At 74.5% G+C, this 23,146-nt stretch carries 19 protein-coding genes and 1 pseudogene; 6 read left to right on the top strand and 14 right to left on the bottom strand.

Annotation, left to right across the window (positions count from 1 at the left end):
* The first annotated feature begins 203 nt into the window (after nt 1-203).
* The 3 genes from AWW66_RS24025 (at nt 204) to disA (ending at nt 3,840) form a co-directional block, all read left to right on the top strand.
* Nucleotides 204-995: a hypothetical protein gene (locus AWW66_RS24025; protein ID WP_067370769.1), complete on the top strand. Its 792-nt coding sequence runs from the start codon at nt 204-206 to the stop codon at nt 993-995.
* Between the two features lie 95 nt (nt 996-1,090).
* Nucleotides 1,091-2,560, top strand: a complete 1,470-nt coding sequence (radA, locus tag AWW66_RS24030; RefSeq protein ID WP_067370772.1) for a DNA repair protein RadA — start codon at nt 1,091-1,093, stop codon at nt 2,558-2,560.
* Nucleotides 2,561-2,655: 95 nt separating this feature from the next.
* On the top strand, nt 2,656-3,840 hold the full coding sequence (gene disA, locus AWW66_RS24035; protein ID WP_067370774.1) for a DNA integrity scanning diadenylate cyclase DisA: 1,185 nt from the start codon (nt 2,656-2,658) through the stop codon (nt 3,838-3,840).
* A gap of 81 nt (nt 3,841-3,921) precedes the next feature.
* Here disA and AWW66_RS24040 read toward each other — a convergent pair whose 3' ends face one another.
* The 3 genes from AWW66_RS24040 to AWW66_RS24050 form a co-directional block, all read right to left on the bottom strand.
* Nucleotides 3,922-4,743 (bottom strand): hypothetical protein, encoded by an 822-nt coding sequence (locus AWW66_RS24040; RefSeq protein ID WP_067370777.1) that lies wholly within the window; start codon nt 4,741-4,743, stop codon nt 3,922-3,924.
* Nucleotides 4,744-4,827: 84 nt separating this feature from the next.
* Nucleotides 4,828-5,406, bottom strand: a complete 579-nt coding sequence (locus AWW66_RS24045) for a peptide deformylase (protein WP_067370779.1) — start codon at nt 5,404-5,406, stop codon at nt 4,828-4,830.
* Nucleotides 5,403-5,915 carry a glycine cleavage system transcriptional repressor gene (locus tag AWW66_RS24050; RefSeq protein WP_067370780.1) on the bottom strand — a complete coding sequence of 171 codons (513 nt, stop codon included), beginning with the start codon at nt 5,913-5,915 and terminating at the stop codon, nt 5,403-5,405. The genes AWW66_RS24045 and AWW66_RS24050 overlap by 4 nt, the downstream gene beginning before the upstream one ends.
* A 96-nt stretch (nt 5,916-6,011) precedes the next feature.
* On the opposite strand from AWW66_RS24050, the gene AWW66_RS24055 reads away from it, so the two are divergent.
* The gene (locus AWW66_RS24055) at nt 6,012-6,923 is read left to right on the top strand and encodes an HhH-GPD family protein (RefSeq protein WP_067370782.1); all 912 of its coding nucleotides are present in this window, start codon (nt 6,012-6,014) and stop codon (nt 6,921-6,923) included.
* Between the two features lie 94 nt (nt 6,924-7,017).
* Here AWW66_RS24055 and AWW66_RS24060 read toward each other — a convergent pair whose 3' ends face one another.
* The 10 genes from AWW66_RS24060 to AWW66_RS24105 all read right to left on the bottom strand — a co-directional run bounded on the left by AWW66_RS24060 (nt 7,018) and on the right by AWW66_RS24105 (nt 19,228).
* Nucleotides 7,018-9,549, bottom strand: coding sequence for an ATP-dependent Clp protease ATP-binding subunit (locus AWW66_RS24060; RefSeq protein ID WP_067370784.1), 2,532 nt, complete (start codon nt 9,547-9,549; stop codon nt 7,018-7,020).
* A gap of 440 nt (nt 9,550-9,989) precedes the next feature.
* On the bottom strand, nt 9,990-10,340 hold the full coding sequence (locus tag AWW66_RS24065; RefSeq protein ID WP_067370786.1) for a histone-like nucleoid-structuring protein Lsr2: 351 nt from the start codon (nt 10,338-10,340) through the stop codon (nt 9,990-9,992).
* A 107-nt stretch (nt 10,341-10,447) separates the two neighbouring features.
* Nucleotides 10,448-11,956, bottom strand: coding sequence for a lysine--tRNA ligase (lysS, locus tag AWW66_RS24070; protein WP_067370789.1), 1,509 nt, complete (start codon nt 11,954-11,956; stop codon nt 10,448-10,450).
* Between the two features lie 217 nt (nt 11,957-12,173).
* A complete protein-coding gene (locus AWW66_RS24075) occupies nt 12,174-12,932 on the bottom strand; it encodes a type III pantothenate kinase (protein WP_067370792.1) in 759 nt (252 codons plus the stop codon).
* Nucleotides 12,933-13,034: 102 nt separating this feature from the next.
* Nucleotides 13,035-14,018 carry a carboxylating nicotinate-nucleotide diphosphorylase gene (gene nadC, locus AWW66_RS24080; protein WP_067370794.1) on the bottom strand — a complete coding sequence of 328 codons (984 nt, stop codon included), beginning with the start codon at nt 14,016-14,018 and terminating at the stop codon, nt 13,035-13,037.
* Between the two features lie 43 nt (nt 14,019-14,061).
* A complete protein-coding gene (locus AWW66_RS24085) occupies nt 14,062-15,774 on the bottom strand; it encodes an L-aspartate oxidase (RefSeq protein WP_067370796.1) in 1,713 nt (570 codons plus the stop codon).
* A 129-nt stretch (nt 15,775-15,903) separates the two neighbouring features.
* Nucleotides 15,904-16,800 carry a septum formation family protein gene (locus tag AWW66_RS24090; protein WP_067370798.1) on the bottom strand — a complete coding sequence of 299 codons (897 nt, stop codon included), beginning with the start codon at nt 16,798-16,800 and terminating at the stop codon, nt 15,904-15,906.
* Nucleotides 16,801-16,903: 103 nt separating this feature from the next.
* A complete protein-coding gene (gene panD / locus AWW66_RS24095) occupies nt 16,904-17,329 on the bottom strand; it encodes an aspartate 1-decarboxylase (protein ID WP_067370800.1) in 426 nt (141 codons plus the stop codon).
* 28 nt (nt 17,330-17,357) lie between these two features.
* A complete protein-coding gene (panC, locus tag AWW66_RS24100; protein WP_067370804.1) occupies nt 17,358-18,206 on the bottom strand; it encodes a pantoate--beta-alanine ligase in 849 nt (282 codons plus the stop codon).
* Between the two features lie 56 nt (nt 18,207-18,262).
* On the bottom strand, nt 18,263-19,228 hold the full coding sequence (locus AWW66_RS24105) for a Rossmann-like and DUF2520 domain-containing protein (protein WP_083978859.1): 966 nt from the start codon (nt 19,226-19,228) through the stop codon (nt 18,263-18,265).
* A 269-nt stretch (nt 19,229-19,497) separates the two neighbouring features.
* Here AWW66_RS24105 and AWW66_RS24110 point away from each other — a divergent pair, with 269 nt between their 5' ends.
* The gene (locus AWW66_RS24110) at nt 19,498-20,724 is read left to right on the top strand and encodes an SAM-dependent methyltransferase (protein WP_245648465.1); all 1,227 of its coding nucleotides are present in this window, start codon (nt 19,498-19,500) and stop codon (nt 20,722-20,724) included.
* Nucleotides 20,721-21,890, top strand: a complete 1,170-nt coding sequence (locus tag AWW66_RS24115) for an NADH-quinone oxidoreductase subunit D (protein WP_211272081.1) — start codon at nt 20,721-20,723, stop codon at nt 21,888-21,890. The genes AWW66_RS24110 and AWW66_RS24115 overlap by 4 nt, the downstream gene beginning before the upstream one ends.
* Nucleotides 21,891-21,960: 70 nt before the next feature.
* On the opposite strand, the pseudogene AWW66_RS36105 reads toward AWW66_RS24115, so the two are convergent.
* Nucleotides 21,961-23,146, bottom strand: a pseudogene (locus tag AWW66_RS36105) (hypothetical protein); the annotation flags it as partial.

The raw sequence follows: 23,146 nt of genomic DNA on the forward strand, positions 1-23,146 counted from the left end.
CGGGCCGGCCGGCCGCTGCCCCCGGTCGGCCGGAGGGGGCGGCCGACGGGGTCCCCGGGCGCCCGGTCCGGCCCTGGTGGTGGTGTTCCCGGGTCGCCGTGCGGCGGCCGTCGCGGCCCAACTACCCTGGAGCGCGGTCTGCGCGGGTATGGCCACCGCGCCCGGCGTGCGACCGGGCGGGGATCGCAACGAGGAGGACCGACGTGACGCGCTCGATCAGGGCATCCCGACGGGCGGCCGTGCTGCTGGCCGGAATGGTGACGGTGACCAGCCTGGCCGCCGGCTGCGGCACCGGCCAGGTGTCGGAGACGGCCAACAAGGTGCCGTCGGTCCAGGGCGTCAACATCCAGACTCCGGACAACGGCTTCAAGATCCGCGGACTCCAGGTCGACTACCCGGGCGCGGAGGGCTACGAGGCCGGCGACAACGCCCCGCTCAGCGTGATCCTCTACAACGACACCGACCGTGCGATCACCGTCACCGTCGGCACGGACAGCGCCCGGGAGGTGCTGCTCACCGGCACCACCGGCACGGCCAGCCCGACCCCGTCCGAGTCGCCGGGCAGCCCGCCCTCGCCCGGTGGCCCCGGTGGGCCCACGCCGTCCGGGACCGGCTCGCCCTCCCCGGAGGCGTCCCCCTCCCCGGAGGCGTCCCCCTCCCCGGAGGGTTCGCCCTCCCCCGAGGGGTCGGCCTCGCCGAGCCCGTCCGACGACGAGTCCGCCTCCCCCAGCCCCTCCGCTCCGGCCGGCCAGCCGGCCCGGATCGAGGTGCCGGCGCTCAGCTACGTGCAGCTCACCGGGGGCGCCACCGGTCAGCTCCAGCTCATCGGCCTGAACGAGGCGCTGCTCGCCGGCCAGCAGGTGAACCTGGTCTTCGACCTCGGCAACGGCCAGACCCTGCAGACCCCGGCCCCGGTCGCCGTGCCGCTCACCCCGGCCGCCCCGCCGTCGCCGATCATCGAGCGTGAGTTCGGCATCGAGGGCGAGGGGCACTGACCCCCGGAGTCGACACCTGATCGAACCCGACACCGCCGGCGTGGAGACCCATGCCGGCGGTGTTCTCGTCACAGCGTCCGGCTAGCGTCCCTGGTGTGACGACCTCCCGATCGAACCTGCCGGCCGGCGCCGGCCGGGGGCGTGCCGGCACCGCCGGCCGGGCCCGCGGCGCCGCCCGTGAGCCCCGCCCGGCGTACGAGTGCGACGCCTGCGGACACCAGCCGCCGAAGTGGGTGGGGCGCTGCCCGGAGTGCGGCGAGTGGGGTTCCGTGGTCGAGTCGACCCTCACCGGCCCGACGGTCGCCGGGCGGGTGGTCAGTTCCCGGATGCCCGCCGAGCCGGCCCGCCCGATCGCCGAGATCAGCGCCGCCCCGGCCCGCGCCCGGCCCACCGGCGTCAGCGAGCTGGACCGGGTGCTCGGCGGTGGCCTGGTCCCCGGTGCCGTGGTGCTGCTCGCCGGTGAGCCCGGGGTGGGCAAGTCGACCCTGCTGCTCGACGTGGCCCAGCAGTGGGCCGCCGGGGCGGGCAGCCCGTCGCTCGTGGTCAGCGGCGAGGAGTCAGTCAGCCAGGTGCGGTTGCGCGCCGAGCGGATGGGCGCCCTGCACGAGCGGCTCTACCTGGCCGCCGAGAGCGACCTGAGCGCCGTCCTGGGCCACCTGGACGCGGTCGAGCCGGGGCTGCTGGTGCTCGACTCGGTGCAGACCATCTCCACCACCGGCACCGAGGGTGTGCCGGGCGGGGTGACCCAGGTCCGGGCGGTCACCGCCGCGCTGGTCTCGGTGGCCAAGGAGCGGGGCATCGCCACCGTGCTGGTCGGGCACGTGACGAAGGACGGCCAGGTGGCCGGCCCCCGGGTGCTGGAGCACCTGGTCGACGTGGTGCTGCACTTCGAGGGCGACAAGCACTCCTCGCTGCGGATGGTGCGCGGCGTGAAGAACCGGTTCGGCGCCGCCGACGAGGTGGGCTGCTTCGAGATGCACGAGGGCGGCATCAGCAGCCTGGCCGACCCGTCCGGGCTCTTCCTGACCCGGTACTCCGAGCCGGTGCCGGGCACCTGCGTCACGGTGGCGATGGAGGGCCGCCGGGCGCTGGTGACCGAGGTGCAGGCGCTGATCGGCGCGACCGTCGCCGGCTCGCCCCGGCGGACCGTCTCCGGGCTGGACGGCGCCCGGCTGGCGATGGTGCTGGCCGTGCTGCAACGGCGCACCGAACGGCTCACCCTGCACGACCGGGAGGTCTTCGCCGCCACCGTGGGCGGCATCCGGGTGGTGGAGCCGGCGGCCGACCTCGCGGTCGCGCTCGCCGTCGCCTCCGGCGGGCTCAACCTGGCCATCGACCCGCACCTGCTGGCGATCGGCGAGGTCGGGCTGACCGGGGAGGTACGCCGGGTCGGCGCGGTCCCCCGCCGGCTGGCCGAGGCGGCCCGGCTCGGGTTCCGGTACGCGATCGTGCCGCCCGGCTGCGGCCCGGAGTCGACCGGCGCCGGCCCGGAGAACATGCGCGTGGTCGAGGCGACCGACGTCCGGTCCGCGCTCCAGGCCGCCGCCCGCGCGTCGGCCGGGTGACGCTGCGTGTACGACGAACGGAAAAGGGCCGGTCACGTGACACATCACAGTAACCGCGACAGCACCCAACGCAGGGCAGTCCGTAGACTGTGCCCGTGCCGATCGACCGCGATGCCACCAAGCCTGCCGGCGCGACAACCCACGTCCGCACGGGTGCCGTGGGTTCGCCCGCCCGTCCGATCAGCGTCAGCGTGACCGGGGGCCCCGGCGGCGCGGGCGGTGACCCGCTGCGCGCCAATCTCGCCCTGATGGCCCCGGGCACCGCGCTGCGTGACGGACTGGAACGGATCCTGCGCGGCCGGACGGGCGCGCTGATCGTCCTCGGCTACGACAAGGTCGTCGAGGGGCTCTGCACCGGCGGTTTCCCGCTGGACGTGGAGTTCTCCGCCACCCGGGTCCGCGAGCTGTGCAAGATGGACGGTGCGGTGGTGCTCTCCAGCGACGGCACCCGGATCGTCCGCGCCGCCGTGCACCTGATGCCCGACCCGTCGATCCCGACCGAGGAGTCCGGTACCCGACACCGCACCGCCGAGCGGGTCGCCCGGCAGACCGGGTACCCGGTCATCTCGGTCAGCCAGTCCATGCGGATCATCAGCCTGTACGTCAACGGCCAGCGCCACGTGCTGGACGACTCGGCGGCGATCCTGTCCCGGGCCAACCAGGCGCTGGCCACCCTGGAGCGGTACAAGCTCCGCCTGGACGAGGTCTCCGGCACCCTCTCCGCCCTGGAGATCGAGGACCTGGTCACCGTCCGGGACGCGGTGGCGGTGGTGCAGCGGCTGGAGATGGTCCGCCGGATCGCCGACGAGATCGCCGGGTACGTGGTCGAGCTGGGCACCGACGGCCGGCTGCTCGCCCTCCAGCTCGACGAGCTGATGGCGGGCGTGGACGCGGACCGCACCCTGGTCATCCGGGACTACCTGCCCACCGGCCGCAAGTCCCGCACCCTCGACGAGGCCCTGGTCGAGCTGGACCTGCTCGGCGCCACCGAGCTGATCGACCTGGTCGCCGTCGCCAAGGCCATCGGGTACCCGTCCGCGTCGGACGCGCTGGACGCGGCGGTCAGTCCGCGCGGCTTCCGGCTGCTGGCCAAGGTGCCCCGGCTGCCGGTGGCGATCGTCGACCGGCTGGTGGTGCACTTCGGCAGCCTGCAACGGCTGCTCGGGGCGACCGTGGAGGACCTGCAGGCCGTCGAGGGGGTCGGCGACGCGCGGGCCCGGGGCGTCCGGGAGGGGCTGTCCCGGCTGGCCGAGGCGTCCATCCTGGAGCGGTACGTCTGACCCGCGTCGGCACCCCTGCGCCAGGCCGGTGGCGGGCTGCCCGGCGACCCGGCCCGTCCGGGCGGGCCGCGCACACCGGGGTCAGTCGACGATGGTGAGCTCCACCGGCTCGCTGAGCTTCGTCCCGAGCCGCCCGTAGAGCTGGTACGTCCCGGGCCTCACCGGCGCGCCGGTGGCGGCCCCCTCGCCACAGCGGCTGCTGTCCCGCCCGTTCCAGGCCACCTGGTACGACCGCTCGAAGCCGGCGGTGAACGACTGCATGTCGGAGCCCTTGGCGGCGCCGCAGGTGTCGGAGGACCAGATCTTCTCCGCGCCGGACTTGATGAACAGCTCCTGCGGGTCCGCGCCGACGTCCCGGCTACAGGTCCGCTCCGACCGATTCTTGATCTTGATGTGCAGGTTGACCACGGTCCCCTTGGTGGCCCGCGCGGGGTTGGCCACCGGGGTCACCAGGATCTCCGCGTCCGTGCACAGGTCCGCAGCCGCCGGCATCGCCGGCACCCCGGAGCCGCCGGAGGACGTGCCCTGGCCACCGGAGTCGCCCGAGCCCGGGTCGCCCGGACCGCCGCCGGGGTTGCCCGGACCCGCGTCCGGCCCGCTGCCCGGCCCGCCCTGGCCACCCGACTCGCCGGAGCCGCTGCTGTCGCCCTCGCCCCCCGGGCCGCCCGGCGCGGCCGAACCGCCCGGCCCCTCCGACGGCGTCCCGGTCTGCGGGGTCAGCACGGACTCGTCCGGCGCCGGCACCCCCGAGGGGGACGGCGCACCGCCCTGTGTCCCCCCGGTGTTCTCCGACCGGTTACAGGAGTACAACAGGACTATCAGGAGCAGGACCACCGCGCCGAGCACGACGGCGCGACGCCGCCAGTAAACGGCGGATGGCAGGGGACCGACCGTCAGACGCATGATGCCCCCACGGTAGCGGCGCGGCGCGCCCCTGCCCGGCACGACGCGCCGGACCGGCGACGGCTCACCGCACCGACCTTCCACTCACGACGGCTGCCCCGGCTGGTCCGGCCCGGACAGGTACACCTTGCGCTGGTGGATGGCGTGCGCCCCGGCGACCCGGTCGAGGAAGAGCTGACCGGCACAGTGGTCAATCTCGTGTTGCAGGGCGCGGGCCTCGAAGCCGTCGGTGACCAGCCGGACCGTCTCCCCGGTCCCCGGCAGCTCGCCCTCCACCACCAGCCGGCTGGCCCGCTTCACGTCACCGGTCAGGTCGGGCACCGACATGCAGCCCTCCCGGCCCGCCTTCCACCGGGTCGCCTCGATCACCCGTGCGTTGCACAGCACGAACGTGCCGTGCACGGTGACCGCCTTCGGGTGCCCGGTGACGTCCACCGCGAAGACCTGCGCGCCGACCCCGACCTGCGGGGCGGCCAGCCCGACGCAGCCCGGGGAGACCCGCATGGTCGCGACCAGGTCGGCGGCGAGCCGGACCGTCTCCGCCGAGGTCGGGTCGACCGCCACGCCCGCCCGGCTGAGCACCGGGTCGGGCGCCGACAGCACCGGCCGGACCTCGCCCGGGACCGCCAGCGCCTCGGGTGTCCAGCCGCCGAGCGCGGTCACAGCAGATCCGTCTCGACCGGCCGGAGGGTGGCCTCCACACCCAGGTCGGCGGCGGTCCGGGTCAATCGCCCGGCCAGCTCGTCGGCGGTACCCGGGGGCAGGTCCACCTCGGCCACCACCACGTAGAGCGAGCCGGCCAGTCGGGTGCTGAGGTCGGTGACGTTGCCCCCGACGTCGGCGAGCAGCCGGGTCAGCGCGGCCACGATGCCCATCCGGTCGGCGCCGTGCACGGCCAGCACGTACGGCTCGCCGGCCGGCACCGCCTCCCCGTCCGGGGTGACCGCGCGTACCGTCGCCAGGAGCTGGCCGTCGGCGGCGAGCGGGGCCAGCGCGGCCTCGGCCTCGGCGGCGGTCGGGCCGACGCAGATCAGGGTCATCGCGAAGTGCCCGCGCAGCCGGGTCATGGTGGAGTCGGTGAGGTTCGCGCCGAGCCGGGCGAGCCCCTCGGCGACGTCGGCCACGATGCCGGGCCGGTCCCGGCCGATGACGGTGATCGCGAGCTGGTTCATCCGGGCATTCTCCCCGAACCGTCCCGGGCTGCGACGACGGCCCCGCCGGGCCCGCCCAACCCGCGGGACGGCGACCCGTGACATCATCAGCGCGCGATGTCTGAGCCAACGTTCGCCACCCTGGTCAGTCGGTGGTATTCCGAGCACGCCCGGGACCTGCCGTGGCGCCGTCCCGGGGTGACGCCCTGGGCCATCCTGGTCAGCGAGGTCATGCTCCAGCAGACCCCGGTCGTGCGGGTGGTGCCCGCCTGGGAGGCCTGGTTGGCCCGCTGGCCGACCCCGGCCGCGCTGGCCGACGACACCCCGGCCGAGGCGATCCGGATGTGGGGACGGCTCGGCTACCCCCGCCGGGCGGTACGGCTGCGCGACTGCGCGGTGGCGATCGTCGAGCGGCACGCCGGTGCGGTCCCGGACCGACTGGACCAGCTCCTGGCGCTGCCCGGGGTGGGGACGTACACCGCGCGGGCGGTGGCCGCGTTCGCGTACGGGCAGCGGCACCCGGTGGTCGACACGAACGTCCGTCGGGTGGTCTGCCGGGCGATCGCCGGGGAGCCGGACGCCGGCCCCGCCACCCGCCCCGCCGACCTGGTGGCCACCGAGGAACTGCTGCCCGTCGAGCCGGCCGCCGCCGCCCTGGCCAGCGCGGCCTTCATGGAGCTGGGCGCGGTGCTCTGCGTGGCCCGTTCGCCCCGGTGCGACCGGTGCCCGGTGGCCTCGGTGTGCGCCTGGCGGGCCGCCGGCAGCCCCCCGGCGACCGGCCCCAGCCGCCGCCCCCAGCAGTACGCCGGCACCGACCGGCAGGTCCGTGGGCTGCTGCTCGGCGTGCTGCGCGAGACCACCGGGCCGGTGCCCCGGCACCGTCTGGACCAGGTCTGGGCCGACGACGTGCAGCGCTCCCGGGCGTTGGCCGGGCTGGTCACCGACGGCCTGGTCGAGCCGGTCGGCGAGGCGTCGTTCCGGCTGGTCGGCGACGGCGGGCCGGCCGCCCCCGCCCCCGCCCTCCTCTGACCCCGGCAGCGCCTGCTCACAGACACGAAAGGCTCGGCCCGGCGGTGGAGTACCGCCGGGCCGAGCCCGTTCGCCTGGCGCCTACCTCAGGTGGTCACTCGTCCGCCCCGGCGGCGGCGGTGCCGCCCAGGTCGGCGGGGACGGCGTCCGGCACCTCCACCGGCTTGTCCGCGCCCTTGAAGACCAGCTTGGACTTGTCGATGTCCTCCGGGTCGCCCTCGCAGTCCACCACCACGATCTGACCCGGGGTCAGCTCGTTGAACAGGATCCGCTCGGAGAGGTTGTCCTCGATGTCGCGCTGGATCGTGCGACGCAGCGGACGCGCCCCGAGCACCGGGTCGAAGCCCTTCTTCGCCAGGTACTTCTTGGCGTTGTCGGTCAGCTCCAGGCCCATGTCCTTGTTGCGGAGCTGGGTCTCGATCCGCTGGATCATGATGTCCACGATCGAGAGGATCTCCTGCTGGCGGAGCTGGTGGAAGACGATGGTGTCGTCGATCCGGTTCAGGAACTCCGGCCGGAAGTGCTGCTTCAGCTCGTCGTTGACCTTCTGCTTCATCCGGTCGTAGTTGGAGTCGGAGTCCTCCGACGCCTGGAAACCGAGCGAGACCGCCTTGGCCACGTCCCGGGTGCCCAGGTTGGTGGTCAGGATGATGACCGTGTTCTTGAAGTCCACGATCCGACCCTGACCGTCGGTGAGCCGACCGTCCTCCAGGATCTGGAGCAGGGTGTTGAACACGTCCGGGTGGGCCTTCTCGATCTCGTCGAAGAGGACCACCGAGAACGGCCGACGGCGCACCTTCTCGGTGAGCTGGCCGCCCTCGTCGTACCCGACGTATCCGGGCGGGGCACCGACCAGACGGGAGACCGTGTACCGGTCGTGGAACTCGGACATGTCGAGCTGGATCAGCGCGTCCTCGCTGCCGAAGAGGAACTCGGCGAGCGCCTTGGAGAGCTCGGTCTTACCGACACCGGACGGGCCGGCGAAGATGAACGAGCCGGACGGCCGCTTCGGGTCCTTCAGGCCGGCCCGGGTCCGCCGGATCGCCTTCGAGACCGCCTTGACCGCGTCCTCCTGGCCGATGACGCGCTTGTGCAGCTCGTCCTCCATGCGCAGCAGGCGGGAGGTCTCCTCCTCGGTCAGCTTGTAGACCGGGATGCCGGTCCAGTTGCCGAGGACCTCGGCGATCTGCTCGTCGTCGACCTCGCTGACGACGTCCAGGTCACCGGCCTTCCACTCCTTCTCCCGCTGGGCCTTCTGGCCGAGGAGCTGCTTCTCCTTGTCCCGGAGCTGGGCGGCGCGCTCGAAGTCCTGCGCGTCGATCGCGGACTCCTTGTCCCGGCGGACCTGGGCGATCCGCTCGTCGAAGTCGCGCAGGTCCGGCGGCGCGGTCATCCGGCGGATCCGCATCCGGGCCCCGGCCTCGTCGATCAGGTCGATCGCCTTGTCCGGCAGGAACCGGTCGGAGATGTACCGGTCGGCCAGCGTCGCCGCCGCCACCAGCGCGGCGTCGGTGATGCTCACCCGGTGGTGCGCCTCGTAGCGGTCGCGCAGGCCCTTGAGGATCTCGATGGTGTGCGCCAGCGACGGCTCACCCACCTGGATCGGCTGGAACCGGCGCTCCAGCGCGGCGTCCTTCTCCAGGTGCTTGCGGTACTCGTCGAGGGTGGTCGCGCCGATGGTCTGCAGCTCGCCCCGGGCCAGCATCGGCTTGAGGATGCTCGCCGCGTCGATCGCGCCCTCGGCGGCACCCGCACCCACCAGGGTGTGGATCTCGTCGATGAAGAGGATGATGTCGCCCCGGGTGCGGATCTCCTTGAGCACCTTCTTCAGGCGCTCCTCGAAGTCACCGCGGTACCGGGAGCCGGCGACCAGGGCACCCAGGTCGAGGGTGTAGAGCTGCTTGTCCTTGAGCGTCTCGGGCACCTCGCCCTTGATGATCTTCTGGGACAGCCCCTCCACCACGGCGGTCTTGCCGACGCCGGGCTCACCGATCAGGACCGGGTTGTTCTTGGTACGGCGGGAGAGCACCTGCATGACCCGCTCGATTTCCTTCTCGCGCCCGATCACCGGGTCGAGCTTGCCCTCGCGGGCGGCCTGGGTCAGGTTACGGCCGAACTGGTCCAGCACCAGGCTGGTCGACGGCGCGGCCTCGCCGGTGGCGGCGCCCGCCGCAGCCGGCTCCTTGCCCTGGTACCCGGAGAGGAGCTGGATCACCTGCTGGCGGACCCGGTTGAGGTCGGCGCCGAGCTTGACCAGCACCTGGGCGGCGACGCCCTCGCCCTCCCGGATCAGCCCGAGCAGGATGTGCTCCGTGCCGATGTAGTTGTGGCCGAGCTGCAGCGCCTCACGCAGCGACAGCTCCAGCACCTTCTTGGCCCGCGGCGTGAACGGGATGTGCCCGCTCGGCGCCTGCTGGCCCTGGCCGATGATCTCCTCCACCTGCTGGCGGACGCCCTCCAGGGAGATGCCGAGGCTCTCCAGGGCCTTCGCCGCGACGCCCTCACCCTCGTGGATCAGGCCCAGCAGGATGTGCTCCGTACCGATGTAGTTGTGGTTGAGCATCCGGGCCTCTTCCTGGGCCAGGACGACAACCCGTCGCGCTCGGTCGGTGAACCGCTCGAACATGCCCTCGTGCTCCTCACGTGCCGTGCGCCTTGATGGTCAGATCTCGGCGGGGCCGGTGCGCGGACGTCCGGGACGGGCGTCCTTGCCTCATTACTCTATCGCCGCGGACCGGCTCCGCTGAGGTCGTGTGTCGCCGCCAGCGCCCAGGTACGCGTCGTTCTACCCAACCGTCCACGCTCAGACGGTGTTCCGGGGCCTGCGGCTGTACGCGCAGAGCGAAATTCCGCAGTACCGGGGGACGGCTCCCCGAGCCCCCGTAGCGGTTGTCCACAGGCTGTGGAAAGACTCTCCACCGGCTGTGGACAACGCCGTCCGGGCCGGATCTCTTCCCGGCGCCGGCCGTGCGGCACCCGTCCCGACCGGAGGGCGGGCCGGTACGGACGGCGACGCCGGCCCGGAGATGCCTCCGGCCCGGCGTCGGTGTCGCCTGTCGCGGTCGCTCAGCGGCCAGCGCGGGAGTGGTACTCCTCGACGATCTCCTGCGGGATCCGCCCCCGGTCGGAGATCTCCCGCCCCTCCTTCTTGGCCCAGGCCCGGATCGCCTTGTTCTGCTCGCGGTCGGCGGTCGCTCCGCCGCGCCCCCGCGCGGCCCGTCCCCCGACCACCACGCCACCCCGACCGACCTTGGTCCCGGCGGCAACGTACTGCGCGAATGCCTCGCGCAATTTCTCCGCGTTGGAGTCCGACAGGTCGATCTCGTACTGAACGCCGTCGAGGGCGAACTTCACGGTCTCGTCGGCGTCCCCGCCGTCCAGGTCATCGACCAGCTTGTGAATGATCTGCTTGGCCACGTCGCACAATCCTTTCGAGCAGGGTCTCCTGCCAGGAGCACAATAGCCCGCTCGATGCTCGCCGCGTCAATAGTACGGCCAGAAAAGTCGGCGCCGACACCGGGGAACTACTCGGGCCGGACCAACGGGAAGAGGATGGTTTCCCGAATTCCCAGGCCGGTGAGCGCCATCAACAGCCGGTCGATTCCCATTCCCATACCCCCGGCCGGGGGCATTCCGTACTCCATCGCCCGGAGAAAGTCCTCGTCCAGGCGCATGGCCTCGGCGTCGCCACGGGCCGCGAGCTGGGCCTGGGCCACCAGCCGCTCGCGCTGCACCACCGGGTCCACCAGCTCGGAGTACGCGGTACCCAGCTCGAAACCGAGCACATAGAGGTCCCATTTTTCGGCCAGCCCCGGCTCGCTGCGGTGCGCCCGGGTCAGCGGGCTGGTCTCCTCCGGGTAGTCCCGGACGAAGGTCGGTGCCTGCAACCCCGGCACGACCAGCTCCTCGAACAGCTCCTCGGCCAGCTTGCCCGGCCCCCACTTCGGGTCCACGGCCAGCCCGACCTTGTCGGCGTACTCGACCAGGCGGGCGCGCTCGGTGCGGACGGTGACCTCCTCGCCGAGCGCCTCGGAGAGCACCCCGAACAGGGAGACGGAGCGCCACTCGCCGCCCAGGTCGAACTGCCGGCCATCGGCGTGCGTCACCACCGTGGAGCCGGCCACCGCGACCGCCGCGCGCTGCACCAGATTGCGGGTGAGGTCCGCCATGGTGTCGTAGTCGCCGTACGCCTGGTACGCCTCCAGCATCGCGAACTCGGGCGAATGCGAAGAGTCGACACCCTCATTACGGAAGTTGCGGTTGATCTCGAACACCCGATCGACCCCACCGACCACGGCCCGCTTCAGAAACAGTTCCGGGGCGATTCGCAGATACAGATCGGTGTGCAATGCATTGCTGTGGGTCACGAATGGGCGGGCCGCCGCGCCGCCGTGCAGCAGTTGCAGCATCGGCGTCTCCACCTCAATGTAGTCCTGCGCGTGCAGGGAGTCCCGAAGACTGCGGACGGCGGCGGCACGGGTACGGACCATCTCCCGGGCCTGCGGCCGGACGATGAGGTCCACGTACCGCTGCCGGACGCGGGCCTCCTCGCTCAGCGGCTTGTGCGCCACCGGCAGCGGTCGCAGCGCCTTCGCGGTGATCGCCCACTGCTCGACCAGCACGGAGAGCTCGCCCCGGCGGCTGGTGATCACCTCGCCGGTGACCCCGACGTGGTCGCCCAGGTCGATCAGGCGCTTCCAGTCCTCCAGCCGCTCCGCGCCGACCCGGTCCAGGGAGAGCATCGCCTGGAGTTCGGTGCCGTCACCGTCCCGGAGGGTGGCGAAGCAGAGCTTGCCGGTGTTCCGTACGAAGATCACCCGGCCGGTGACCGCGACCCGGTCCCCGGTGGCGGTGTCGGTGGGCAGCTCGGCGTAGGTCGCCCGGACCGTCGCCAGCGTGCTGCTGCGGGGATAGCCGACCGGGTACGGCTCGACGCCCTCGGCGAGCAGCCGGTCCCGCTTCTCCCGGCGGACCTTCATCTGCTCCGGAAGGTCGTCGGCGGGGTCGACAGGGACGGGCTTCTGCTCGGTCACGGCACGCTTCCTCGGTTCGGAAATTCGGCGGGGTCAGCCCCCGAGCGTACTCAAGGGCCGTGGCGGCCGTTACGGGATAACCTGCCCGCGATGACCGACCCCACTCCGACCGGTCGTCCACCGCTGGCCGGGACCGCAGGGTGCCGTCTCCGCCCCACGGGGTGAGAAGGGAGCCCTTCTCTACCGTAGGCGTTAACAAGGGGCCCTTCCTTACCCCTCAGACGTTGCGGTCGTAGACCATCCGCAGGCCGATCAACGTGATCATCGGCTCGTGGTGGGTGATGGTGCGACACTCCCCCATCACCAGCGAGGCCAGCCCGCCGGTGGCGATGACCGCCTTCACCCCGCCCAGCTCCTCGGTCATCCGTTCGACGATCCGGTCCACCTGGCCGGCGAAGCCGAAGTACAGGCCGGCCTGGAGGCACTCGACGGTGTTCTTGCCGATCACCGAGCGGGGGCGGGTCGCCTCGACCTTGCGCAACTGGGCCGCTCGGGCGGCCAGGGCGTCGAAGGAGATCTCGATCCCCGGCGCGAAGGCCCCGCCGAGGAACTCGCCCCGCGCGCTGACCACGTCGAAGTTGGTGGTGGTGCCGAAGTCGACCACGATCGAGGGCCCGCCGTAGAGGGTGTGCGCGGCGAGGGTGTTCACCACCCGGTCGGCACCGACCTCCTTGGGGTTGTCGATCGCCAACTGCACCCCGGTCCGCACCCCCGGCTCGACGACCACGCTGGGCAGCTCGCCGTAGTAGCGGTCCAGCATGGTCCGCAGCGAGCGCAGCGCGGCCGGCACCGTGGAGCAGGCGGCCACCCCGGTGATCTCGACGGCGTCCCCGGCGAGCAGGCCCCGGAACATCAGGCCCAGCTCGTCGGCGGTGGACCGGGCGTCGGTCTTGACCCGCCAGGAGTGCACCAGCTTGTCACCGGCGAAGGTCGCCAGCACGGTGTTGGTGTTTCCGATGTCGATGCAGAGCAGCACGTCCGAAGCCTAGACAACGCCGACGCCGTCGCCACCGCCGCAGGTCCCGCCGGCACCGTCCACCTCGCCAGCACCGTCCACCCGCCGGTGCCGGCGGGCCCGCTACCGCCGTAGGTCCATGGCGATGTCCAGGATCGGCGAGGAGTGGGTCAGCGCGCCGACCGACAGGTAGTCCACCCCGGTCGCCGCGTACTCGGCCGCCACCTCCAGGGTCAGCCCGCCGGTGGCCTCCAGCTCGGCCCGGTCCCCGACGGCGGCGACCACCTCGGTCAGCGTCGCCGGGGTCATGTTGTCGCAGAGCAGGAAGTCGGCCCCGGCCTCGACGGCCTCCACCGCCTCGGCCACCGTGGTCACCTCGACCTGCACCGGCACCTGCGGGAAGGTCTCCCGGACCCGCCGGTAGGCGGCGGTCAGCCCGCCGGCCGCGAGCTTGTGGTTGTCCTTGATCATGGCGACGTCGTGCAGGCCCATCCGCTTGTTGGTGCCGCCGCCGGCCCGCACCGCGTACTTCTCCAGGGCCCGCAGGCCCGGGGTGGTCTTGCGGGTGTCCAGCACCATCGCCTTCGTCCCGGCCAGCTCGTCGGCCCAGGCCCGGGTGTGGGTGGCCACCCCGGACATCCGGCAGAGCAGGTTCAGCGCGGTCCGCTCGGCGGTGAGCAGCAGCCGGGTCGGCCCGGTCACCGTGGCCAGCACGTCCCCCCGGGCCACCCGCTCGCCGTCGGCGGCGAGCACCGACACCTCGACGGTACGCGGCACACCCGCCCCACCGGAGGCACCACCGGCTCCGCCGGCCGAAGCGCCACCCGCTCCGCCGGCCGGGGCGGCGTCGGGCGTGCCGGCCGGGGCGGCGGCCACCTCGGCGACCAGCTCGAACACCGCCGCCGCCACGGCCAGGCCGGCGACCACCCCGTCGGCGCGGGCCACCAGGTCGGCGGTGTCCACCTGCCCGGCCGGGATGGTGGCGACACTGGTCACGTCGAGCAGTTCCGGGCCGAGGTCCTCGGTCAGCGCGTCCTCGATCACCCGCCGCACCCGCGCCGGGTCCAGCCCGCCGGCCCGCAACACCTGCTCCGTCGACTGCCTCACCGTTGCTCCTTCGTCAGCTCACGACCGCAGGGGACGCCGACGCTCACGCCGACGGCTCCCACCGCTGGGTCAACCGGCCCTGCGCCCCGATCGAGCCGACCAGATGGCCCAGCCACCGGTCGTCGGCCGTCGGGAAGTCCTCCCGCCAGTGGCAGCCCCGGGTCTCCCGGCGCGCGGACGCGGCGGCGACCAGCGTCGACGCCACCGTGATCAGGTTCGTCGCCTCCCACTCGGCGGTCCGGGGGCGGCCCCGGCCCGCGCCCAGCTCGGTCAGCGCGGCGGCGGTCTCGGTCAGCGTCGCCGCCGAGCGGAGCACCCCGGCGCCCCGGGTCATCGCCCGTTGCAGGGGTGCCGTCACCTCCGCCGGCACCACCCAGCCGTCCCCGCCGGTCCAGGCCCCGGTGGACGCCGGCTGTGCCTGCTCGGGCAGGCCGGTGGCGATCTCCTCGGCGATCCGCCGGGAGAAGACCAGCCCTTCCAGCAGCGAGTTGCTGGCCAGCCGGTTCGCGCCGTGCACCCCCGTGCAGGCGACCTCGCCGCAGGCGTACAGGCCGGGGATGGAGGTCCGGCCGCGCAGGTCGGTACGGACGCCGCCGGAGGCGTAGTGGGCGGCCGGGGCGACCGGGATCAGGTCGGTCGCCGGATCGACCCCGATGGCCAGGCAGGAGGCGACGATGGTGGGGAACCGCCGGGCGAGGAAGTCGCCGCCCAGGTGCCGGGCGTCCAGGAAGACGTGGTCCGCGCCGGTGGCCAGCAGCACCCGGTGGATGCCCTTGGCCACCACGTCCCGGGGGGCCAGCTCGGCCAGGTCGTGCTGGCCGACCATGAACCGCTTGCCGTCGGCGTCGACCAGGTGCGCGCCCTCACCCCGCAGCGCCTCGGAGACCAGCGGCTGCTGGGCCAGCCCGGTACCGGGCACCCGGGCCCGCTCCGGGACGATCAACGCGGTCGGGTGGAACTGCACGAACTCCACGTCGGTGACGGCCGCGCCGGCCCGCATCGCCAGCGCCACGCCGTCCCCGGTCGACACCGCCGGGTTGGTGGTGGCCGCGAAGACCTGCCCCATCCCGCCGGTGGCCAGCACGACCGCGCGGGACAGGAGGGCGCCCACCCCGTCCTCGCTGCCCTCGCCGAGGACGTGCAGGGTGAGCCCGCAGGCCGGGCCGAGGCCGTCCGGGCCGTCGCCGGGAGCGCGCAGCAGGTCCAGCACCAGGGCGTGCTCGACCAGCCGGATCCACGGGTCCCGGCGGACCGCCGCGTGCAGCGCCCGCTGCACCTCGGCCCCGGTGGCGTCCCCGCCCGCGTGCACGATCCGGTCGGCCCGGTGCCCGCCCTCCCGGGTGAGCATCAGCGAGCCGTCCGGGTGGCGGTCGAACTCCGCGCCGATCCGCATCAGCTCCCGCAGCCGGGTCGGCCCCTCCTCGACCAGCACCCGGACCGCCGCCGGGTCGCAGAGCCCCACCCCCGCGACCTCGGTGTCCGAGGCGTGCGCCGCCGGGCTGTCGTGCGGGTCGAGGACGGCGGCGATCCCGCCCTGCGCCCAGCGGGTCGACCCGTCGTCGATGTTGACCTTGGTGACCACGGTGACGTGCAGCCCGGCCTCCCGCAGGTGCAGGGCGGCGGTGAGCCCGGCCACCCCGGAGCCGACCACGATCACGTCGGTGGTCTCCACCCAGCCGGGCGCGGGCGCCGCCAGCAGTCCGGGCAGGGTCGGCAGGCCTGGCAGGGTCGGCAGGTCACCGGTCGAGGAGTCCATGAGCACAGTCAACCGCGCCGGAGGCCCGGCCGGGCCCTCGGGTCCGAGGTGTGTGGTTCCGGCTACGTTGTCCGGACCGGTACGACACGCCGCGTCGCGACCGCCGGACCGACCGGTGGGCCGGGCCGGTCACCGGGTGCGGATCGGCAGGCCGGCCGGGCCGGCCCCCTTCAGCGAGCCGGTCACCGTCCGGTGGCTCAGCCAGAGGTAGCAGCGCACGCCCCGGTCCCCGGCGCGCCACCGGCCCTCGGCCGGCGGGCGGACCACCACCCCGCTGCGGATCCTCACCTGGATGTCGTTCGGCACCCCGGTGTACTTCGCCAGCACCTCGTAGCAGCCCGTGTAGAACGGGGACCAGCCGGCGGGCACGTCCGGGAAGGGCTTGTCCGGCGCCTGCCACACCCCCACGTACTCGGCGTTGTGCCGGGTGTCGCAGGCCACCGGGGTGAGCGTGCTGACGCCCCCGCCCCGGCCCGTACGGGCGTGCTGGCAGCCCAGCCGCAGCGGGGACGGGCCGCGCAGCGCACCCCGCAGGCTGCCGGTACGGGTGACCGTCCCGGCGCCCGCCTCCACGGTGGTCACCTCGGTCAGGTCGCACCGGTACCACCGGGCCCCGGACGCCCAGCCGGTCTCCGACGGGATGGCGACCCCGAGCCGGAGCCGGGCCCCGCGCCACTCGTCACCCACGTACCCGCTGGTCCTGCCGTCGCAGTCGGCGAAGGCGCCGCGCAGTTCGGCGGAGCCGGTGGCCGGGCGGGCGGTCTGCTTCGCCGGGAAGATTCCGACGTGCGTGGTCTCCACCCGGTGCGGCCCGGCGCAGTCGACCGGCTGGTACGCCACCAGCGTCACCACGTCGGTGAAGTCGGCCTCCTGACAGACCCCGGCGGCCGGGGTGAACGGCCCGGCCGGGGCCAGCGCCGCCCAGTCGTCGGTCAGGTCGGCGTCCAGCCCGTCCACGGTCGCACAACCGGCCGCCACCAGCACCGCGACCAACGCCCCGGCCAGCATCGTCCTCGAACTGCGCATCGCGGCCTCCCCCAGCCACCGCCCACGAGGGCGGGTCAAGGGTAACCGGACATGAGCGTCCGGTGACAGACCGGATCTTCCCGACCGGCGGGGCCGGAACCGGTCAGACGGGCAGGGCGTGCGCGGCGCGGACCGGGTCGCCGACCATGCCGGCGACCGCGGCCGTCGGGTCCGCGCCCAGCTCGATGACCCGGTTCGCCGCGTCGACGTGCACCACCCGGGGTCGGTACGTCCGGGCCTCGGCGTCCTCGAACTGCCCGTACGAGATCAGGATCACCAGGTCGCCGGGGTGCACCAGGTGCGCGGCGGCACCGTTGATGCCGATCACCCCGCTGCCCCGCTCGCCGGGGATCACGTACGTCTCCAGCCGGGCGCCGTTGGTGATGTCCACGATCGCGACCTGCTCGCCGGGGAGCAGGTCGGCGGCGTCGAGCAGGTCCTGGTCCACGGTCACCGAGCCGACGTAGTGCAGGTCCGCCTGGGTCACGGTGGCCCGGTGGATCTTCGACTTCAGCATGGTGCGCAGCATCGGAGTGCCTTTCACGAGAGGTCTGTGCTCAGGCGCGCGGCGCGAGCCGGAGCCCGGTGTTGTCGATCAGACGGACCCCGCCCACCCAGGCCGCCACCAGCAGCCGGGCCGGGCCGGCGACCGGCCCCGGCTCCAGGTCGGGATCGGTGAGCACCAGGTAGTCCAGCTCGGCCCCGGGTTCGCCGGCCCCGAAGGCCCGGTGCGCGGCGGCGAGCACCGCCCCGGCGTCGTGGCCCGCCCCGGCGGCCACCACACCGGCCCGCAGCGCCGCGGAGAGGCTCAGCGCCGCCTGCCGCTGGCTCGGGGAGAGGTACCGGTTGCGGCTGGACAACGCCAGGCCGTCCGACTCGCGGACCGTCGGCACCCCGACGATCTCCACCGGCACGTCCAGGTCCCGCACCATCCGCCGGACCAGGGTCAGCTGCTGGTAGTCCTTCTCCCCGAAGAACGCCAGGTCGGGGCGGGTGAGCTGGATCAGCTTCAGCACCACCGTGAGCACCCCGTGGAAGAAACCGGGGCGGCTCAGCCCCTCCAGGTCCTCACCGACCTGCCCCGGCAGAACCCGGACCGTCGGCTCCCCGTGCGGGTACATGTCCGTCACCGACGGGGCGAAGACCAGGTCGGCGCCGGCCCGCCGGCAGACCGCCAGGTCCGCCTCCAGGGTGCGCGGGTACCGGTCGAAGTCCTCGTTCGGGCCGAACTGCAACGGATTCACGAAGATCGTCACCAGCACGTGGTCGGCCCGCTCCCGGGCCGCCCGTACCAGCGCCTCGTGCCCGTCGTGCAGGGCACCCATGGTCATCACCACGGCCACGGTGCCGGTCAGCCCGCCCCGGGCCGCCGCCAACTCGGCCCGGGTGTGCACTACCTCGGTCATGCCGTTCCCCTCGTTACCCGACTGCGACGCCCGCGCCAGCAGTCCACCCCGGGCGCTCACGCCGCCACCTCACGCTGGTGCTGGGTCCGGCCCAGCACGTCGAGCAGGGGCCCGGCGTCGGCCGGGCGGAGCCGGCCGGCGGCGACGGCGCGGTCGGCGGTCCGCCGGGCCAGCGCCAGGTACGCCGGCACGGAGTCCGGGGCGGTGGCCGCCAGCCGTTGCAGGTGCCGCCGGACCGTACCCGCGTCGCCCCGGGAGACCGGCCCGGTCAGCGCGTCGTCGCCGAGGCGCAGCGCGTTGCCGAGGGCCGCCTCCAGCAGCGGGGCGAGCACCTTCTCCGGCTGGTCCACCCCGGCGTCGCGCAGCCGGTCGGCCGCCTCGTTGACCAGGGTGACCAGGTGGTTCGCCCCGTGCGCGAGCGCCGCGTGGTACAGCGGGCGGTCCGCCTCCCCGATCCACTCGGGCACCCCGCCGAGGTCGGCGACCAGCCGGGCGGCCAGCGGCCGCAGCCGCGCCGGGGCGGTCACCCCGTACGAGATGCCGGCCAGGCGGGACAGGTCGTCCGGCGTACCGGCGAAGGTCATCGCGGGGTGCAGGGCCAGCGGGTGGGCGCCGACGGCGGCGGCCGGGGCGAGCACGTCCAGCCCGTGCGCGCCGGAGGTGTGCGCGACCACCTGGCCCGGGTGCAGCGCGCCGGCGCCGGCCAGCCCGGCGACCACCCCGGCCAGGGCGTCGTCCGGCACCGCGAGCAGCAGCAGGTCGGTGGCGGCGCGGGCGACCGCCGGGGCCGCCTGGAGCGGGGTGTCGGGCAGCAGCAGCGCGATCCGGGCCCGGGTCGCCCCGGAACCCTCGGAGACGGCGGTCACCCGGTGCCCGGCGGCGACGAGCGCGGCACCCAGCACGGCACCGACCCGACCGGCGCCGATGACGCCGACGGTGAGACGGGAATCGCGGGATTGGCCGCCCGCTGGTACGCCGGCCCCGGGCAGGGCGGCGGTACGCGGGCGCGACGGTGCGCTCATGGCAGTGATCCAGTCCTCGATGGGGGTACCGGTCGATGGCAAGTATGCGCCGCCGTCACGGACCCGGACCAAGTGGTTGTGAAAACCTTCACCACCCCGCCCCGGGTGCAAGGAAGGGCCCCTTGTTAACGCTTTCGGTAGAGGAAGGGGCCCTTCCAATCACCCTGGGCCGGGCCGCCGATTCGGGCGGGGCGGGGATCGGCGGTCGTCCCGTCCCGGCTGACCGTAGGGTCGACCCGGTGACGGAACCCCGAGCGAGTGACGAACCGGTGCCGATGCCCTGGCGGGCGGCGATGGCGCGGGCGCTCTACGGTCCCGGCGGCTTCTTCGTCTCCGGCCCCGGCCCGGCCGACCACTTCCGCACCAGCGTGCACGCCGCACCGGCGTTCGCCGCCGCGCTGTTCCGCCTGGTCGAACGGGTCGACGCGGCGCTCGGTCACCCCGACCGGCTCGACGTGGTCGACGTCGGCGCCGGTCGCGGGGAACTGCTGGTCGCCCTCGCCGGGCTGGCCGCCCGACCGACGCCGGACGGCCCCGGGGCGCCCGACGCCGCTCCCGGCAGCGGCGGGCTGCCGGACCGTCCCGGGCGGCCCCGCCCGGATCCCGTGCCGGCCGGCGCTGCGGGACCGGTACCGCTCGCCCGCCGGCTCCGGCTCACCGCGGTCGAACTCGCCCCCCGACCGGCGGGCCTGCCGGCGGCGGTGGGCTGGGCGGAACGGGTCCCGACGGGGATCACCGGGCTGCTGCTCGCCACGGAGTGGCTGGACAACGTACCCCTGGACGTGGCCGGCTGGACCCCGGACGGCTGGCGGTACCTGCTGGTCGATCCGGCGACCGGCACGGAGACGGTGGGCGGCCCGGTGAGCCCGGCCGACGCGGACTGGCTCGCGGCCTGGTGGCCGCCGCCCGGCCCGGCCCCGGCGGGTCCCGCCGACCCGGCAGCCGGGCCGGCCCCGACGGGCGTGGCGGGACCGGCCGGCGGGGGCGCCACCGGCCCGACCCCGGACGGACCCGGATCGGGGTACGCGGTGACCGCGCGGGCGGAGATCGGCCGTACCCGGGACGAGGCGTGGGCCGCAGCGGTCCGGCGGATCGACCGGGGGCTGGCGCTGGCCGTGGACTACGGGCACGTCCGGGCCGGCCGGCCCCACGACGGGACGCTGACCGGGTACCGGGGCGGCCGGCAGGTGCACCCGGTGCCGGACGGGTCGTGTGACGTCACCGCGCACGTGGCGGTGGACTCCGTCGGCGCGGCCGGCGCGGCGGTCGCCGGAACGGCGTACACCCTGGTCGACCAGCGGGCCGCGCTGCGCGCGCTCGGGGCCGACGGCGGCCGGCCGCCGCTGGCCCTGGCCTCGACCGACCCGGCCGGGTACGTCCGGGCGCTCGCCGCCGCCGGCGCGGTGGCCGAACTGACCGACCCGGCCGGGCTCGGCGGGCACTGGTGGCTCCGGCAACCGGTCGGCGTCGACCGGGACCCGTTCATGGCACGATGACGGACATGACCACGGATGCCGCCGACCTCCGCGAGCTGACCGTCGGAACCGGCGCGGGCGGGGAGCAGCTCGGCACCGACATGGTGCTCAACATCGGCCCGCAGCACCCCTCCACGCACGGCGTGCTCCGGCTCCGGCTGGTCCTCGACGGCGAACGGGTGGTCTCCGCCGAGCCGGTCGTCGGGTACATGCACCGGGGCGCGGAGAAGCTCTTCGAGGTCCGCGACTACCGGCAGATCATCGTGCTGGCCAACCGGCACGACTGGCTGTCGGCGTTCTCCAACGAGCTGGGTGTGGTGCTCGCGGTGGAACGGCTGATGGGCATGGAGGTGCCGGAGCGGGCGACGTGGCTGCGGATGGCGCTGGCCGAGCTGAACCGGGTGCTCAACCACCTGATGTTCCTCGGCTCGTACCCGCTGGAGATCGGGGCGATCACCCCGATGTTCTACGCGTTCCGCGAGCGGGAGACCCTCCAGGCGGTCATGGAGGAGGTCTCCGGCGGGCGGATCCACTACATGTTCAACCGGGTCGGCGGGCTGAAGGAGGAGGTGCCGGCCGGGTGGACCGGGCGGGCCCGCGCCGCCGTCGGCGAGGTACGCCGCCGGATGCCCGACCTGGACAACCTGATCCGGCGCAACGACATCTTCCTGGCCCGTACCGTCGGGGTGGGGGTGCTGTCGGCCGCCGAGGCCGCCGCCTTCGGCGCGTCCGGGCCGGTGGCCCGCGCCTCCGGCCTCGACCTGGACCTGCGCCGCGACGAGCCGTACCTGGCCTACGACGAGCTGGACGTGCCGGTGGTGACCCGCACCGCCGGGGACTGCCACGCCCGCTTCGAGGTGCTCCTCGACCAGGTGTACGCCTCGCTCGACCTCGCCGAGCAGTGCCTGGACCGGGTCGACCGGCTCACCGGGCCGATCAACACCCGGCTGCCCAAGGTGCTCAAGGCACCCGAGGGGCACACCTACGCCTGGACCGAGAACCCGCTCGGCATCAACGGGTACTACCTGGTCTCGCGCGGGGAGAAGACGCCGTGGCGGCTCAAGCTGCGCACCGCGTCGTACGCCAACGTGCAGGCCCTGGCCACGCTCCTGCCGGGCTGCCTGGTGCCCGACCTGATCGCCATCCTCGGCTCGATGTTCTTCGTGGTCGGCGACATCGACAAGTGATCCAGGAGCCGGGTCGGCTCACCTGACCCGGGAGCCGGTCCGGCTCACCTGACCTGCGAGCCCGCCCGGCTCACCAGCGGCGCGGCGGTGCCTCGTCCGGTCCGTACCCCTCGTCGGCCCGCTGGTGCCGGCTGCGCCGGCCCGGTTCCGGCTCCCCGCCGGACCGGCCACCGGCCGGCGGGTGACCGCCCCGGGGCGCCGGGCGCCACTCGTCGGGCACCGGCACCCCACCGGCGGGCAACGCCGGCCGGCCCTCCGGCACGGCCCGGCCGCCCTCACCGGTCCAGCCACCATCGCCGTCCCAGCCGTCGCCGTTCCAGCCGCCGTCGCCGGGCCGGCCGCCGTCGCCGGGGCGGTCGGGCCGGGGACGCGCTTCGCCGTGGCGTACCTCGGCCCAGCGGTCCTCCATCCGGAACGCGCCGCCCTGCGGGTCGGCGTGCACGCTCGCGCGCCGCTCCCCGACGCGGACCTCGCGGCCCCGCTCGTCGTCACGCACCTCGGCCCACCGGTCCCCGGCCCGCGCCTCGGACCAGGGGCCGCCGGCCGCGCGATCCGGGTACGCCGCGTCCCGCCCGGGGTGGTCCACCTCCCGCCACGACTGTCCGGCCGGGGCGCTCCGCCCGGACTCCGCTCGCCAGCCGGGCTCGTCGCGCCAGCCGGCTTCATCGCGCCAGCCGGACTCGTCGCGCCAGCCGGACCGGCCATGGTCCGCGCCCGGTGGACCCCCGTCCCCGGGCTCCGGCCCGCCGGGCCAGCCGGCGTCCTCCCGCCGGCCGGGCCGGGCCGCCCCGCTCCACCGCTCCGACCCGGCCCACTGCTCTGACCCGGCCCGCTGCTCCGACCCGGCCCACTGTCCGGGCCCGTCCCGGTGGTCGGGTGCGGACCGATGGTCGGGCCCGCCCCGGCGGTCCGGCCCGCCCGGGTGGTCGGGTCCGCCCCGGTGGTCCCGTCCGCTGCGGTGCTCCGAGCGGGGACCGCCACCGGGCCCGCTGGGCCGGGCCGGCTCGTCCGGGTCGTCCCAGCCAGCGTGTCGCTCACCCGGCTGGTCCGGCCACGCCGGGCCGGGCTCGCCCCGGTGAGCCGTCCGGGTGGCCTCGGGTCCGCCGCGCGGCTGCGGCCAGGCCGGCTCGGACTCGTCCCGTCGGTCCGGCGTCCAGCCGGGCGCGTCCCGGTCGGCCCGCCGTCCTGAGCCGGGCCGGTCCCGCTCGTCCCGCTGCTCCCACCCCCGGTCGGCGTACCGGGAGCCGGCCGCCGGG

Source organism: Micromonospora rosaria (assembly GCF_001567585.1).
In the GTDB taxonomy this organism is placed as follows: Bacteria; Actinomycetota; Actinomycetes; order Mycobacteriales; family Micromonosporaceae; genus Micromonospora; species Micromonospora rosaria.